Below are 14,156 nucleotides of genomic sequence, written 5' to 3'. Positions count from 1 at the left end.
GCCTCACCCGGCTCGCGAGCGGCGCAGATGTCCGCGAGCGGCGCAGATATTCGAGCGGATATCTGCGCCACTCGCGAGTTCCTGCGCCACTCGCGAGCCTGCCGCCCCCGGCGCCTTCCCTGCCGAGCGGCCCGGCCGGGGCGGATCCACGACCCCAGACGTCGGATCTCTCGATAGGCTCCTCTCATGGCCGTGACCGATGAGGCGATCGTCAAGATCAAGGACATGATCGTGTCGGGCAAGCTCGCTCCCGGAGAGCGGCTGCCCCCCGAGAAGGAGCTCAGCGAGGAGCTCGGCATCTCGCGCAGCTCGCTGCGCGAGGCCGTGAAGGCGCTGTCGGTGATCCGCGTGCTCGACGTGCGGCGCGGCGACGGCACCTACGTGACGAGCCTCGACCCCGGCATGCTGCTCGAGGCGATGTCGTTCGTCGTCGACCTCCACCAGGACGACTCGGTGCTCGAGATCTTCGCCGTGCGCCGCATGCTCGAGCCCCAGGCCGCGCACCTCGCCGCCCGCACCGCGGGGCCGGAGGACGTGGCGGCCCTCGACGCCCTCATCGACGGCCTCGCCGACGACCCCGACATCGAGGATCTCGTCGCGCACGACGTCGAGTTCCACTCGGCGCTCGCCGGATCCACCGGCAACACCTACCTCACGAGCCTCCTCGACACGCTCTCCGGGCACACGGTGCGCGCGCGCATCTGGCGCGGTATCACGGAGGGCGGATCCGTCTCCCGCACGATCGACGAGCACCGCGCGATCGTCGACGCCCTGCGCGCGCAGGATCCCGAGCTCGCGCAGGCCCTCATGATCGCCCACGTCGCCGGCGTCGAGCGCTGGCTGAGGGGCGCCGCGGGATGAGCGTGCTCGACGCGCACGCGCACGTGTGGGATCCGCGGATCCTCTCCTATCCGTGGCTGCGGGGCGTCCCGCCGCTCGACCGACCGCTGCTGCCCGCCGACATCGACGACGCCGACGGGCGGATCTCGGAGTGGGTGTTCGTCGAGGCCGACGCGGATCCCGCCGACGCCCGCGCCGAGATCGACTGGGTGGCGGGCCTCGACTGGCCGGGCCTCGTCGGCGTCGTCGGGCACGTCGAGGTCGCGCCCGACGTCGACCGCCAGCTCGACGAGCTCGCGGAGCAGCCGCTCCTCGTCGGGGTCCGGCCGTCGCTGCAGGGCGCTCCCGACGCTCTCCTCGCCTCCGACGACCTCGTCCGGGTGCTGCGCCGAGCGGGCGCGCGCCGGCTGACCTTCGACGCCTGCGTGCGGTGGCCGCAGCTCGACCTCCTCGCCGACGCCCTCGCCCAGGCGCCGGGCGTCCGCGTCGTCCTCGACCATCTCGGCAAGCCTCCCGTCGCAGACGGCCTCGCGAGCGATGCGGGGGATCGGTGGCGCGGATCCCTCACCCGCCTCGCCGCGCTGCCCGATGTCGTCGTCAAGATCTCCGGCCTGCCGGCCGAGGCCGGGGGCGAGGAGGGCTTCCTCGCGTCGGCGGGCGCCTTCGAACGCGTCGCGCTCGACGCGTTCGGCGCCGAGCGGGCGATGTTCGGCGGCGACTGGCCCGTCTCGGGGCCGCCGAACGTCGGCGTGCCCGTCGCCAGGGCGCTCGACGCGCTGCGCCGGGAGGCGTCGGAGGGCGAGTGGGAGATGCTCTCCGGATCGACGGCGCGCGCGTTCTACGGGATCGCCGTCGGCTGACCGCCCCGCGCTCGCGGAAACATCCGACCATTGCGTCGCGCGGGTGGTATTCTCGGCCTTGTCCACCCTGAGTGGCCCCTCATACCTCGGACGTTCGGAGAGATATTCATGCGATTCGCGCGATGCGGCGCATCGGGAGCGGAGAAGCCCGTTGCCGTCGTCGACGACACGACCTACGACCTGACCCCGCTGACGGACGACATCGACGGCGCCTTCCTCGAGAGCGCCGCCGCCCGCGTGCGCGAGGCGATCGCCGCCGGATCCCTGCCCGTCGCCGACATCGAGGGATCCCGCTTCGGCGCCCCCGTCGCGCGCCCCTCCGCGATCTACTGCGTGGGCATGAACTACGCCGCGCACGCCGCGGAGTCGGGATCCGCCCCGCCCGAGAACCTCGTGATGTTCATGAAGGCGCCCAACACGGTCGTCGGGCCGCATGACGAGGTGCGGATCCCGCGCTCGAGCACGAAGACCGACTGGGAGGTCGAGCTCGCGATCGTCATCGGCAAGCAGGCCAGCTATCTCGACAGCCCGGAGCAGTCGGCGGACCACATCGCCGGCTTCACGATCGCGAACGACCTCTCCGAGCGGGTCTGGCAGCTGGAGACTTCGGGCGGGCAGTGGTCGAAGGGCAAGTCGGCCCCGGGGTTCTCTCCCCTCGGCCCGTGGCTCGTCACGCCCGACGAGGTGGACCACGCCGACCTGCGGCTGCGCAGCTTCGTCAACGGCGAGCCGCGCCAGGACTCATCGACCTCCGACCTGATCTTCGACGTGCCGTACATCGTGTGGCATCTGTCGCAGTACCTGGCCCTCGAGCCCGGCGACGTCATCATGACGGGCACGCCCGAGGGCGTCGCGCTGTCGGGTCGCTTCCCCTACCTGAAGGCGGGCGACGTCGTCGAGCTCGAGATCGACGGACTCGGCGCGCAGAGGCAGGTCTTCGCATGACCGGCGCGTTCGACGGACTCGTCGCCATCGTCACGGGAGGCGCCTCCGGCATCGGCGCGGCCATCGTGGAGCGACTGCGCGCGGACGGCGCCCGCGTCGCGGTGTTCGACCGCGAGGTGCACGACGGCCTCGAGGACGCCTACCGCGTCGACGTCACCGACGACGCCAGCGTGCGCGCGGGCGTCGAGCAGGTCGCGGCCGACCTCGGCGGCGTCGACGTCGTCGTCAACAACGCCGGGATCGGCGCCCAGGGCACGATCGAGGACAACGACGACGCCGAGTGGCACCGCGTGTTCGACGTGAACGTCGTCGGCGCCGTGCGCGTCGCGCGCGCCGCCCTGCCGCACCTGCGCCGGTCGAGCGCCGCTGCGATCGTCAACACCTGCTCGATCGCCGCGACCGCCGGCCTGCCCGCCCGCGCCCTCTACGGCGCGACGAAGGGCGCCGTGCAGTCCCTGACCCTGCAGATGGCGGCCGACCACCTGCGCGAGGGGATCCGCGTCAACTGCGTGAACCCCGGCACGGCGGACACCCCCTGGATCGGCCGCCTGCTCGAGGCGGCGCCGGACCCCGCGGCGGAGCGCGCCGCGCTCGACGCGCGCCAGCCCCACGGCCGTCTCGTGAAGGCGGAGGAGGTGGCCGACGCGGTCGCGTACCTCGCGAGCCCGCGCGCCGGATCCACGACGGGCGTCGCCCTCGCAGTCGACGGCGGCATGCAGGGCCTGCGCCTCCGCCCGGAGTAGGCGCACCCCGCCCAGCCGGTCTCGGTTCGGGCCGGCGTGGCGCGCCGAGCCCCGCCCGGGTTCGGCCGGCCGGTCTCGGTTCGTGCGTGGCGCGCCGAGCCGGGCTCGCGAGTGGCGCAGAAACTCGCGAGTGGCGCAGGAATTCTCCCGGATTCCTGCGCCACTCGTGCATATCTGCGCCGCTCGCGAGCGCGCGGAACGCGGCGGGTGCCGTGCCGAGGTCGGGCGCTCCGTTGGGCGACTCCGTCTCCACAGGGGCGGATCCGGGGACATTCCTTCCCCTTCCGGGGATCCGCCTCCTGCGGGGCGCGCGTCGCGCGGCACGCTGTCCGCATGGAGCTTCTTCACCCCCTCGGCCGTGACGAGCTCGCCCTCACGGGGCGGGATCCGGCGGCGGCCGTCGAACGCGGCGAGATCACGCGGATCCGCCACGGACGCTACGTCGACGCGGACGCCTGGGACGGCGCCTTCTCGGAGGCGCGGGAGCTCGCGCTCGCCCGTGCCGCTGTCGCGGCGACGCTCGGCGGGGCCGTCCTCTCGCACACCACGGCCGCGGCGGTGTGGGGTCTGCCCCTCTTCCGACACCGTCCCGACCGCGCCCACGTCATCGTGCGTCGGCGCACGAGCGGATCCTCGACCGGATCCCTGATCCGCCACCGGGATCGCTGGGATGGCGAGGTGCAGGTGCTCGACGGGATGCCGGTCACGACCCTGCCGCGCACCGTCTACGACGTCATGCGCTCGGCGAGTATCGAGACCGCCGTCTGCTGCGCCGACGCGGCCCTCCGGTCCGTCGCGGTGCGGGAGGGGAGCCGCGAGGTCGATCTCGGGCGGGCGGAGGAGCTGCGCGCCGACATCGCGGAGATCCTCGCTCGTTCGAGCGGCAAACGGGGTGTGAAGCAGGCGCGTCTCGTCCTCGCGTTCGCGGATCCCCGCGCGGAATCGCCGGGCGAGAGCGTGAGCCGCCTCTACCTCGACAGGATGGGATTCCGCGACATCCGGCTGCAGGTCGCCGTCGCCTCCTGGGCGGAGCGTCCGTTCGAGATCGATCTGGAGTTCGCGGGGGTGCTCGGCGAGTTCGACGGGCAGGCGAAGTACGCGCTCCGCGGCGGGGACGTCGCGGAGGCGGTGAGAGCGGAGAAGCGCCGGGAGGACTGGATCCGGGCCCGCACGGGACGGCGGATGGTGCGATGGGGGATGCCGGAGATCCGCTCGTACGAGACCTTCCGCGGATTCCTCACGGGGCTGGGCATCCGCCCATGACCCTCCCCTGTCCTCTGCTCTGCTCTGCTCGCGAGCCGGGAGGCCGGGGCTGGGGCCGGGCCGGGAGGGGCCGGGGGACGAGAGAGGGCCGAGCCGAGGGCCGAGCGCCTCAGCCCGCGGCGGCCTCGAAGTCGGCGGCCGCCGCGTCGCTGGCCTCGCACACGAGGGCGTCGCGCAGCACGGCGGGGTTCGCCGTGAGGAAGGGGATCCCGGCGGCGCGGAGGTCGACGAGGTCCTGAGGCGAGCGGATGCTCGCGGCGAGCACGTCGGTCGCGGATCCCTCGCACTGCTCCTGCATCGCGCGGATGAGCGCGAGCCCGTCGTGGCCCGCGTCGCGCAGCCGGCCGAGGTAGGGGGCGATGTAGCGGATGCCCGCCGCGGCCGCCGCGAGGGCCTGGGGCACGGCGTAGACCGCGGTCAGCAGCACGGGGTGCCCCTCGTGCGCGAGGCGGGACGCGACGGGGAAGCCCGTCGCCGTCGCGGGCACCTTCACCACGGCGAGATCGCCGAGCGCGAGGATCTCGCGGGCGCGCGTCTCGAGCGCCTCCTCGGTCGTCCCCGTCGCCTGGAAGAAGATCTCGCGGGCTCCCTGCTCCTCCCACGTCGCATAGAGGGCGGGGATGTCCTGCGCGGTGCGACCCCCGCGTGCGAGGATCGTGGGGTTCGTCGTGACGCCGTGCACGAGGCGCCCCGCGAGGAGGGGCGAGACCTCGTCGACGACGGCGGAGTCGGCGTACAGGCGGGGGGAAGCGGGCATGGGGATCCTCTCGGGCGCGGCCGCGCTCGGAGCGATGCGCGTTCCGCTAATGTAATGACAACTTCGCGGGCGCGTCAACGATGCCGCCCGCCGACAGGAGGATGACATGACGGGTGCTTCCGCAGCGGGACGTTCGGCGGTGATCGTCGTCGGCAGCTCGTCGGTCGACCTCACGACCTTCTCCTCCCGCGTGCCCGAGCGCGGCGAGACGATCCTCGGCGACGAGTTCACGATGGTGCTGGGCGGCAAGGGCGCGAACCAGGCGATCGCGGCCGGGCGCTCGGGGGCGGAGTCGTTCCTCGTCGGATGCGTCGGCGACGACCCCTTCGGCCGGATCGTGCGCGACGGCCTGACCGACGCGGGGGTCGACACGACCTTCGTGCGCGAGGTCGCGGGCGAGGGCACGGGCATCGCGCACATCCGCGTCGACGCCGCCGGCGAGAACGACATCGTCGTGGTCCCGCGCGCCAACGGACACCTCGGAGAGGGCGACATCGACCGCGCGTTCGCCGAGGTGGGCGACCGCTGCGCCGTCATGCTCACCCAGCTCGAGACGCCCTACGCCCTCACGCGGCACGCTGCCACCCGCGCCCGCGAGCACGGCGTGACGGTGGTGCTGGATCCGGCGCCGGCGCAGCCGCTCGACGAGGGCATCTGGGCGCTCGTCGACATCGTGACGCCGAACGAGACCGAGGCCCGCCTCATCACGGGCATCGAGGTGGCGGATCGCGACTCCGCCGTGCGCGCGGGGCGCTGGTTCGTCGAGCGCGGCACGGGCGTCGCGCTCATCACCCTCGCGGGCCAGGGCGCCGTCGCCGTCACCGCCGACGGGGCGGAGTCCTCCGACGCGATCCGCGTCGACGTCGTCGACACGACCGCGGCGGGAGACGCCTTCGCCGGATGCCTCGCCGCCGGGCTCGCGGAGGGCCTGTCGCGCGGCGACGCGATCCGTCGGGCGATGGCCGCGGGCGCGCTCGCCGTCACGCGCGCCGGAGCCTCCCCGAGCATCCCCGAGCGCGCCGAGGTCGACGCGCTCCTCCGCGCGCAGGGCTGAGCGCCATGGCCGACACCGCGCTCGACCGGCGCTCGCCGCACCCCATGTACCACCAGCTCAAGCACCGCCTCGTGGAGATGATCGAGGAGGACGGGCTGAGGGCCGGCGACCTGCTGCCTGGCGAGCACCGCCTCTGCGAGATGTTCGGCGTCTCGCGCACGGTGGTGCGGCAGGCGCTCGCGCAGCTGGAGCACGAGGGCGTCGTGTCGCGCGTGCGCGGCAAGGGCACGTTCGTGGCCCCGCAGAAGGTCTCCGAGACGCTCGTGCACACCCTCGGGGGCCTGCACGAGGAGATGGCGGCGCGCGGGGTGAGCGTCACGAGCCGCGTCCTGCGACAGCGGGTCGAGCCGGCGCCCGACGAGGTCGCCGACCCGCTGGGCGTCGCGCCGGGAGACCCCGTCGTCGTGATCGAGCGCCTGCGCTTCGTCGGCGGGGAGCCGTGGTCGCTGTCGACCACGTGGATGCCGGAGGAGACGGGCGCCGCGGCGCTCGACGTCGACCTGACGGAGGGGTCGCTCTACGCAGTGCTCGCGGCGCACGGGATCCACGCGGTGCGCGGCGTGCGCTCGGCCGAGGCCACGGTCGCGGATCCGGAGAAGGCGAAGCTGCTGGACGTCGCGGTGGGCGGGCCGCTGCTCGTGCTGCGCAGCGTGAGCTACGGCGCCGACGAGCGCCCGGTGGAGTGCTTCGTCGCCTACCATCGCGGCGACCGGAGCCGCTTCGAGTTCCAGCTGAGCGCCGAGGATCCCTCGACGGCGCAGCTGCGGCACACGGCGGTCCACGGTCTCGCGTGAGGCCTTGGCACAACTTGTAATTACAAGTAGTCTGGGGGGACCCGCCCGTCCGACGGAGGACGGCCGCGACCACGAGGAGTCCCGACGTGACCGAGTTCGCCACGCCCCCCATCGCCCCGTTCGCCATCCGCTTCGACGCCGAGAACGCGACCCTCTCGCCCGAGGGCCCCACGCTCGTGCGCCGCATGAGCGACCTCGAGGGACTCTTCGCCGACCATGACGCCTGGGAGCGCGCCGTCGCGGACGGCGACCCCGTGGTCTACAGCGTGCAGAGCTCGCCCGTGCCGGAGGCCGACCGCGAGCTGCCGCAGTCGATCACGACGATCCAGCCCGGCACGACGGCCGGGGAGCTCTGGATGACGAAGGGCCACCAGCACCCGAACCACCAGGGCGAGATCTACCTCGCCCTCTCGGGCGCAGGCGGCCTGCTGATGTTCGACGGCGAGCGCGCCGAATGGCTCGACATGCTCCCCGGCACGATCGGCTACATCCCTCCGGGGTGGGCGCACCGCTCGATCAACGTCGGCGACGACCCCTATCGCTTCCTCGCCGTCTACCCCGGCGGCGCGGGACACGACTACGGCTGGGTGCTCGAGCACGGCATGGGGCGCCGCGCCTTCGCCGGAGCCGACGGCGTCGACCTGCGCCCCTTCTTCGGCTGAGGATCCCCGTGCTCATCGCACACGATCTCGGCACGACCGGGAACAAGGCGTCCCTGCACGACGAGGCGGGGCGCCTGCTCGCGGCCGTCACGGTCGGCTATCCCGTGCGCTTCGACGTCGGCGGCGTCGCCGAGCAGGATCCCGACGACTGGCGCGACGCCGTCGTGGCGGCCACGCGCCGGCTGCTCGACGAGACCGGCACCGACCCCCGGAAGGTGACGGGCCTCGTCGTCAGCGGCCAGATGATGGGCGCCGTGCTGCTCGACGCCGATTTCCGGCCCGTGCGCCCCGCGATCATCTGGGCCGACACCCGCGCCGAGCGCCAGACGCGTCAGCTCGTCGAGCGGCTCGGCCAGGAGCGCGCCTACGGGATCCTCGGACACCGCCTCAACCCCACGTACTCGCTCGCGAAGGTCATGTGGGTGCGCGACAGCGAGCCCGACGTGTGGGCGCGCGTGCGCCACGCGTGCGTCGCGAAGGACGTCGTCGTGCAGTGGCTGACCGGCCGCCTCGCGACGGAGCGCAGCGACGCGAGCGCCATGAACGCCTACGACCAGCGCACCGGCACGTGGTCGGAGGAGGTGCTCGCGGCGGCGGGGGTGGATCCGCGGATCCTCCCGGAGATCGTCGAGTCGACCGACGTCGTCGGCACGCTCACCGTCGAGGCCGCCGAGGCGACGGGCCTGCCCCGCGGGACGCGCGTCGTCATGGGCGGGGGAGACGGCCCGATGGCCGCGGTGGGGGCGGGCGTCGTCGCGCCCGAGGACGGCGCGTACGTGTGCCTCGGCACCTCGTCGTGGATCTCCTTCGCCTCCCCCGAGCCCGTGCTCGACCCCGAGATGCGCACCTTCACCTTCAACCACGTCGTGCCGGGCATGTTCGCGCCGACCGCGACGATGCAGGCCGGAGGGGCCTCCGTGCAGTGGCTCTCGGAGATCCTCGCTCCGGGGCCGGACGCCGCCTCCCTCGGCGACCTCGTCGCGGAGGCCGACACCGCCGACGCGGCGGGCGGGGGCCTGTTCTTCCTGCCCTACCTGCTGGGCGAGCGCTCGCCGAGGTGGGATCCCGACGCGCGCGGGGCGTTCGTCGGCCTCGGCCGGCACCACACGCGGGCGCACCTCATGCGGGCGGTGCTCGAGGGCGTCTCGTACACCCTCCTGCAGTGCATCGACGCGTTCCGATCCGGCGGCGCGACGATCGACCGCATCGACGCGGTCGGCGGAGGCGCGGCGAGCGACGCCTGGCTCCGGATCATGGCCGACATGTGGGGCGTGCCCGTGCGCCGCCGCACGGTGGTCGAGGAGGCGAACAGCCTCGGCGCGGCCGTCACGGGCGCGGTGGGGCTGGGGCTCGTCGACGGCTTCGGCGCCGCGCGCGACCTCTCCGAGATCACGGCCGAGTTCGCGCCCGACCCCTCCCGCACCGCCGCGTACCGCGCGCGGCTGCCGCTCTTCGACGAGGCCTACGGCCATCTCGCGCCCTGGTTCCGCCGCGCCGCGGAGGCGAGGGGCTGATGGCCGTCGTCCTTGTCACGAGCCGGTCGTTCGGATCCGGCGACGCCGACCTCGTGCGCCGGCTGGAGGAGCTCGGCCACGAGGTCGCGACGGGGCCCAGCGACCACGACCTCGACGCCCTCGCCGACCTGCTCCCGCGGGCCGACGCCTGGATCGCCGGGACGGGGCCCGTCACGGCGGCCCACCTCGACCGGGCGCCGCGCCTGAGGATCGTCGCCCGATACGGCGTGGGCGTGGAGGCCGTCGACCTCGACGCCGCTCGCGCCCGGGGCATCGCGGTGTCCAACACCCCCGGCGCCAACAGCGACGCGGTGGCGGATCACGCCGTCGGTCTCATGCTCGCCGCCCTGCGGCAGATCGCGGTGGGCGACCGCCGCGTGCGCCGGGGCGACTGGTCGGTCGCGCGCGGACGCCAGCTCGGCAGCCTCTCGATCGGCATCGTCGGCTTCGGCCGCATCGGACAGGGCGTCGCGCGGCGGCTGTCCGGCTTCGGCGCGCGCCTCCTCGCCGCCGACCCGTTCCTCGACGAGGCGGCGGCCGAGCGCCTCGGCGTCGAGCCCGCCGATCCCGAGCGGATCGCCCGCGAGTGCGACCTCGTGACCCTGCACGCGCCAGGAGGATCCCCCGTCGTGACCGCGGACTGGCTCGCGGCCAGCAGGCCAGGGGCCGTCGTGGTCAACACCGCGCGCCCCGACCTCGTGGACGAGGCGGCGCTCGCCGCCGCGCTGCGCGACGGCCGCGTCGGGGCGTTCGCCGCCGACACGCTCGCCGGTGACACGCGAGCCGACGGATCCCCGCTGCTCTCCGACGAGCTCGCCGACCGCGTCACGGTGACCCCGCACCTGGGCGCGCAGACCGTCGAGGCGGTCGACAACATGGGCGAGGGCGCCGTGCGCAACGCCCTCGCCGCTCTCGAGGGGAGCGCGCCGCCCGACGCCGTGGTCCCCGCCCCGCAAGGAGGAAGACGATGACGACATCCGAGACGATCCGCCGCGTGCGGGAGGCGGGGGTGCTCGCCGTGCTGCGGGCTCCGTCCGCCGCCCACGCGGTCGCGGCCGGCGACGCCCTCGTGCGCGGCGGCGTGACCGGGCTCGAGATCACCTACTCGACGCCGGACGCGCCCGCCGCGATCCGCGAGCTCGTCGCCCGCCACGGCGACGCCGCCCTCGTGGGCGCGGGCACGGTGACGACGCCCGCGCAGGCGGAGGAGGCCGCCGACGCCGGGGCCGCGTTCCTCGTCTCGCCCGGCACCGACGAGCAGGTCGCCCGCGCGATGACGGCGACCGGGCGCGCGGCCATGACGGGCGCGCTGACCCCCAGCGAGGTCATGCGGGCGCTGTCGCTCGGCGCCGACGTCGTGAAGATCTTCCCCGCATCGCTCGGCGGCCCCGCCTTCCTCAGGGCGCTGCGCGGGCCGTTCCCGGACGCCCCCCTCATGCCGACGGGGGGCGTGACGTCGGAGAACATCCCCGACTGGATCGCCGCGGGCGCGATCGCCGTGGGCGCGGGCGGCGACCTGTGCCCCGCGACGGCCCTCGCGGAGGAGCGCTACGACGTCATCGAGCGCCTGGCGCGCGAGTTCCGAGCCGCCTTCGTCCGGGCGACGGGAGGCGCGGCATGACCCGCATGACCTTCATCGGCGTCTCCACCGGATCCTCGTCGATCATGACCCTCTTCCCGCTCTGGGCCGAGGAGCTGGGCCTCGAGGGCGCGACGCTCGCGGGAGAGGACCTGCCCCTGGGCGCGCGCCCCGATCAGTACCGGACGTCGGTGGAGGCGCTGCGCGACGACCCGGACCGGGCCGGCGCTCTCGTCACGACCCACAAGATGAGCCTCTACGCCGCCGCGCACGACCTGTTCGACGAGCTCGACGACTTCGCCCGCGCCTGCGGCGAGATCTCGAGCATCGCGAAGCGCGATGGGCGCCTGCTCGGGCACGCGAAGGATCCCCTCACGGCGCGGCTCGCGCTCGAGGAGTTCTTCCCCGCCGACGGGTTCGGAGCCGCCCGCGACGCCGTCGTGCTCGGCGCGGGAGGAGCGGGCACCGCCCTCACCTGGTGCCTCGCGGAGCGCGACGACCGGCCCCGCCGGATCGTCGTCACCGACACGAGCGAGGAGCGCCTCGCCCACCTGCGGGAGGTGCACGACCAGCGCGGCACCCCCGCCGACCTGCTCGACCTGCGCCTCGCGAGCCCCGACGCGACCAGGCGCGCGCTCGCGGAGGCGCCCGCCGGATCCCTCGTGGTGAACGCCTCCGGACTCGGCAAGGACCGCCCCGGATCCCCGCTCCCCGACGACGCCGTGCTCCCCGAGGGCGCGTTCGCGTGGGAGTTCAACTACCGCGGATCCCTCGAGTTCCTGCATCAGGCGCGGGCGCAGGAGGCCGCGCGCGGCCTCACGGTCGTCGACGGCTGGCGCTACTTCATCCACGGCTGGACGCAGGTGATCGCCGAGGTCTACGACATCCCCATGCCGGCCGACCGGGTCTCGCGCCTCGCGCGGATCGCCGAGGAGGCGCGGCGGTGACCGAGCCGCGTCCGGAGGGGCTCGTGCGCACGGCGCTCGGGCCCCTCGATCCGTCTCTGCTCGGGCCGACGAACTATCACGAGCACCTCTTCCAGGTCAGCCCCCTGCTGCCCGGCGACGAGATCGACGATCCCGTCCGCTCCGAGCGGGAGGCGGCGTCGCTCGTCGCGAGCGGCTTCTCGGGGCTCGTCGACGCGACGCCCATCGGCCTCGGGCGCCGCCCCGCCGACGTCGCGGCGATCGCGCACCGCACGGGCCTCGCCGTCGTGCAGGCGACGGGGCTCCACCGCGAGGCGCACTACCCCGACGGGCATCCGCTGCGCCGGCTCGGGGTCGAGGAGCGCGCGGCGCTGTTCGTGCGCGACATCGTCGACGGCGCGCCCGAGCGCGACGAGCCGGGAGCCGCCCCGGCGACGGCCCCCGACGGATCCCCGGTGCGCGCCGGCATCGTCAAGACCGGCATCGGCTACTGGGCGATCAGCCCGTTCGAGCGCGCGACGCTGGAGGCGGCGGCGAGCGCGCACCGCGAGACGGGCGCGCCGATCATGGTGCACCTCGAGTTCTGCACGGCCGCGCACGAGGTGCTCGACCTGCTCGCGGGCCTCGGGGTCGCGGAGCGCCGCGTCGTGCTCGCCCACGCCGACCGGGATCCGGACCCCGGCCTGCACGTCGAGCTCATGGCGCGCGGGGCGTGGCTCGGGTACGACGGCATGGCCCGACCCCGCACGCGCAGCGACGACGAGCTGCTGCGCCTCACGGAGCGGGTCGTCGCGGCCGGGGGCGACCGGATCCTCCTCGGGGGAGACGTCGCGCGCGCGACCCGCTACCGGGCCTACGGCGGCATGCCGGGAATCGCGTACCTCGGCGAGCGCTACCTGCCGCGTCTCGCGGCGCGGATCGGCCGGGGGGCCGTGTCCCGGTTCACGACGACAGGCCCCCGCGCCCTCCTCGCCTTCTGAGGCCCGACGCGTCGGGCGGGACTTGCCGGGCAGGAGGCTCGCGAGTGGCGCAGGTCTTCGCGAGTGGCGCAGATATTCGGCCTGATTTCTGCGCCGCTCGCGAGTTTCTGCGCCGCTCGCGAGCAACGAGACGAGCAACGAGACGAGCACCGCATACGACGAAGGCCCCCGCCGAGCGGCGGGGGCCTTCGTCGTGCGGGTCAGATCACTCGTAGATCTTCTCCTGGATCTCCTCCGAGTCGATGTTGCTCGCGTCGAACCAGAACGAGCCGGTGTCGAGGTAGTCCTCGACCTCCTCGCCGTTGATGATGTCGTACGCGGTCTGCACGGTGAGGGCGCCGATCATCTTCGGGTCCTGCGTGACGGCGCCGGCCATGGTGCCCTCCTTGATGGCGTTGATCTGCGCCGCGCCCGAGTCGAAGCCGACGATCATCAGGTCATCGCCCGAGAGGCCGAGCTCGTTCGCCGCGTTGACGACGCCGATAGCGGAGCCCTCGTTCGTGCCGTAGATGCCCGCGAGGTCGGAGTGCGCCGTGATCATCGCCTTCGCGATGTCGGCCGACTTCAGGTGGTCGCCGTCTCCGTACTGGATGTCGACGATCTCGATGTCGGGGTAGTCCGCCTCCATCTTCTCGACGAAGCCGTCGCGGCGCTCGACGCCGGTCGAGTTGATCTGGCTGTGGCCGACGATGCCGATCTTGCCCTCGCCGCCGATGAGCTCGGCCATGTTCTCGGCCGCCAGCGCGCCCGCGACCGTGTTGTCGGTCGCGGCGAAGCTCGCCGCGTACTCGCTGTTGCAGGTGGCGTCGAACTCGACGATCGGGATCTCCGCGGCCTCGGCCTCCTCGTACAGGGGCACGCAGGCCTCGGGGTCGAGGGCCGCGTATCCGATCGCGTCGGGCTTGCGGTCGATCGCGTTCTTCAGCATGTCGAGCTGCTTGTCGATCTCGGTCTCGGCCGCGGGGCCGTCGAACGTGATCGTGACGCCGAGCTCGTCCGCGCGCTCCTCGGCGCCGGCCTTCACGGCCTGCCAGAACTGGTGCTGGTAGCCCTTCGAGACGAGGGCGATGTACGTCTCGTCCTCGGGGATGCTGTCGGGATCGATGTCGCTCGATCCGCCGCCGTTGTTCGAGCAGCCGGCGAGGGCCAGGGCCGCGACGGCCGCGATGCCGAGGGCCGCGGCGCGCTTCGTGAACTTCTTCATGAGAACTCCATCGTCTCTTCTGCCGGTTCCCAACC

At 73.8% G+C, this 14,156-nt stretch carries 15 protein-coding genes; 13 read left to right on the top strand and 2 right to left on the bottom strand.

The features are described 5' to 3' along the window. Positions 1-186: 186 nt before the first annotated feature. The 5 genes from NHL53_RS01280 to NHL53_RS01260 all read left to right on the top strand — a co-directional run bounded on the left by NHL53_RS01280 (position 187) and on the right by NHL53_RS01260 (position 4,651). A complete protein-coding gene (locus NHL53_RS01280; RefSeq protein ID WP_433774352.1) occupies positions 187-861 on the top strand; it encodes a FadR/GntR family transcriptional regulator in 675 nt (224 codons plus the stop codon). After that, positions 858-1,700, top strand: coding sequence for an amidohydrolase family protein (locus tag NHL53_RS01275; protein WP_433774350.1), 843 nt, complete (start codon positions 858-860; stop codon positions 1,698-1,700). Before NHL53_RS01280 ends, NHL53_RS01275 begins: the two co-directional genes overlap by 4 nt. Before the next feature lie 108 nt (positions 1,701-1,808). Continuing rightward, entirely contained in the window at positions 1,809-2,645 is an 837-nt protein-coding gene (locus NHL53_RS01270) for a fumarylacetoacetate hydrolase family protein (RefSeq protein WP_433774348.1), read from the top strand. Continuing rightward, on the top strand, positions 2,642-3,388 hold the full coding sequence (locus NHL53_RS01265; RefSeq protein WP_433774346.1) for an SDR family NAD(P)-dependent oxidoreductase: 747 nt from the start codon (positions 2,642-2,644) through the stop codon (positions 3,386-3,388). The genes NHL53_RS01270 and NHL53_RS01265 overlap by 4 nt, the downstream gene beginning before the upstream one ends. 333 nt (positions 3,389-3,721) lie before the next feature. Next, the gene (locus tag NHL53_RS01260; protein WP_433774344.1) at positions 3,722-4,651 is read left to right on the top strand and encodes a hypothetical protein; all 930 of its coding nucleotides are present in this window, start codon (positions 3,722-3,724) and stop codon (positions 4,649-4,651) included. Between the two features lie 109 nt (positions 4,652-4,760). Here the strand turns inward: NHL53_RS01260 and NHL53_RS01255 are convergent, their stop codons facing one another. Beyond that, the gene (locus NHL53_RS01255) at positions 4,761-5,408 is read right to left on the bottom strand and encodes a transaldolase family protein (protein ID WP_433774342.1); all 648 of its coding nucleotides are present in this window, start codon (positions 5,406-5,408) and stop codon (positions 4,761-4,763) included. A 106-nt stretch (positions 5,409-5,514) separates the two neighbouring features. Here NHL53_RS01255 and rbsK point away from each other — a divergent pair, with 106 nt between their 5' ends. The 8 genes from rbsK to NHL53_RS01215 all read left to right on the top strand — a co-directional run bounded on the left by rbsK (position 5,515) and on the right by NHL53_RS01215 (position 12,917). After that, a complete protein-coding gene (gene rbsK / locus NHL53_RS01250; RefSeq protein WP_433774340.1) occupies positions 5,515-6,462 on the top strand; it encodes a ribokinase in 948 nt (315 codons plus the stop codon). Positions 6,463-6,467: 5 nt separating this feature from the next. Further along, positions 6,468-7,256, top strand: a complete 789-nt coding sequence (locus NHL53_RS01245; protein WP_433774338.1) for a GntR family transcriptional regulator — start codon at positions 6,468-6,470, stop codon at positions 7,254-7,256. Between the two features lie 86 nt (positions 7,257-7,342). After that, positions 7,343-7,918 (top strand): glucose-6-phosphate isomerase family protein, encoded by a 576-nt coding sequence (locus NHL53_RS01240; protein WP_433774337.1) that lies wholly within the window; start codon positions 7,343-7,345, stop codon positions 7,916-7,918. A gap of 8 nt (positions 7,919-7,926) precedes the next feature. Further along, a complete protein-coding gene (gene xylB / locus NHL53_RS01235) occupies positions 7,927-9,432 on the top strand; it encodes a xylulokinase (protein WP_433774335.1) in 1,506 nt (501 codons plus the stop codon). Continuing rightward, complete coding sequence (locus NHL53_RS01230; protein WP_433774333.1) at positions 9,432-10,403, top strand: NAD(P)-dependent oxidoreductase; 972 nt, start codon at positions 9,432-9,434, stop codon at positions 10,401-10,403. The genes xylB and NHL53_RS01230 overlap by 1 nt, the downstream gene beginning before the upstream one ends. After that, positions 10,400-11,053 (top strand): bifunctional 4-hydroxy-2-oxoglutarate aldolase/2-dehydro-3-deoxy-phosphogluconate aldolase, encoded by a 654-nt coding sequence (locus NHL53_RS01225; RefSeq protein WP_433774331.1) that lies wholly within the window; start codon positions 10,400-10,402, stop codon positions 11,051-11,053. The genes NHL53_RS01230 and NHL53_RS01225 overlap by 4 nt, the downstream gene beginning before the upstream one ends. Next, the gene (locus NHL53_RS01220; protein WP_433774329.1) at positions 11,050-11,958 is read left to right on the top strand and encodes a shikimate dehydrogenase family protein; all 909 of its coding nucleotides are present in this window, start codon (positions 11,050-11,052) and stop codon (positions 11,956-11,958) included. Before NHL53_RS01225 ends, NHL53_RS01220 begins: the two co-directional genes overlap by 4 nt. Then, the gene (locus NHL53_RS01215) at positions 11,955-12,917 is read left to right on the top strand and encodes a phosphotriesterase family protein (protein ID WP_433774327.1); all 963 of its coding nucleotides are present in this window, start codon (positions 11,955-11,957) and stop codon (positions 12,915-12,917) included. Before NHL53_RS01220 ends, NHL53_RS01215 begins: the two co-directional genes overlap by 4 nt. A 205-nt stretch (positions 12,918-13,122) precedes the next feature. Here the strand turns inward: NHL53_RS01215 and NHL53_RS01210 are convergent, their stop codons facing one another. Beyond that, the gene (locus NHL53_RS01210; RefSeq protein ID WP_433774325.1) at positions 13,123-14,121 is read right to left on the bottom strand and encodes an ABC transporter substrate-binding protein; all 999 of its coding nucleotides are present in this window, start codon (positions 14,119-14,121) and stop codon (positions 13,123-13,125) included. Positions 14,122-14,156: the final 35 nt, after the last annotated feature.

The sequence above is a fragment of the Microbacterium sp. gxy059 genome, from assembly GCF_050958665.1.
Lineage (GTDB): Bacteria > Actinomycetota > Actinomycetes > Actinomycetales > Microbacteriaceae > Microbacterium.
The sequence above is the reverse complement of the archived record's forward strand: the minus strand, read 5'-3'. Positions and strand labels throughout refer to the sequence as shown.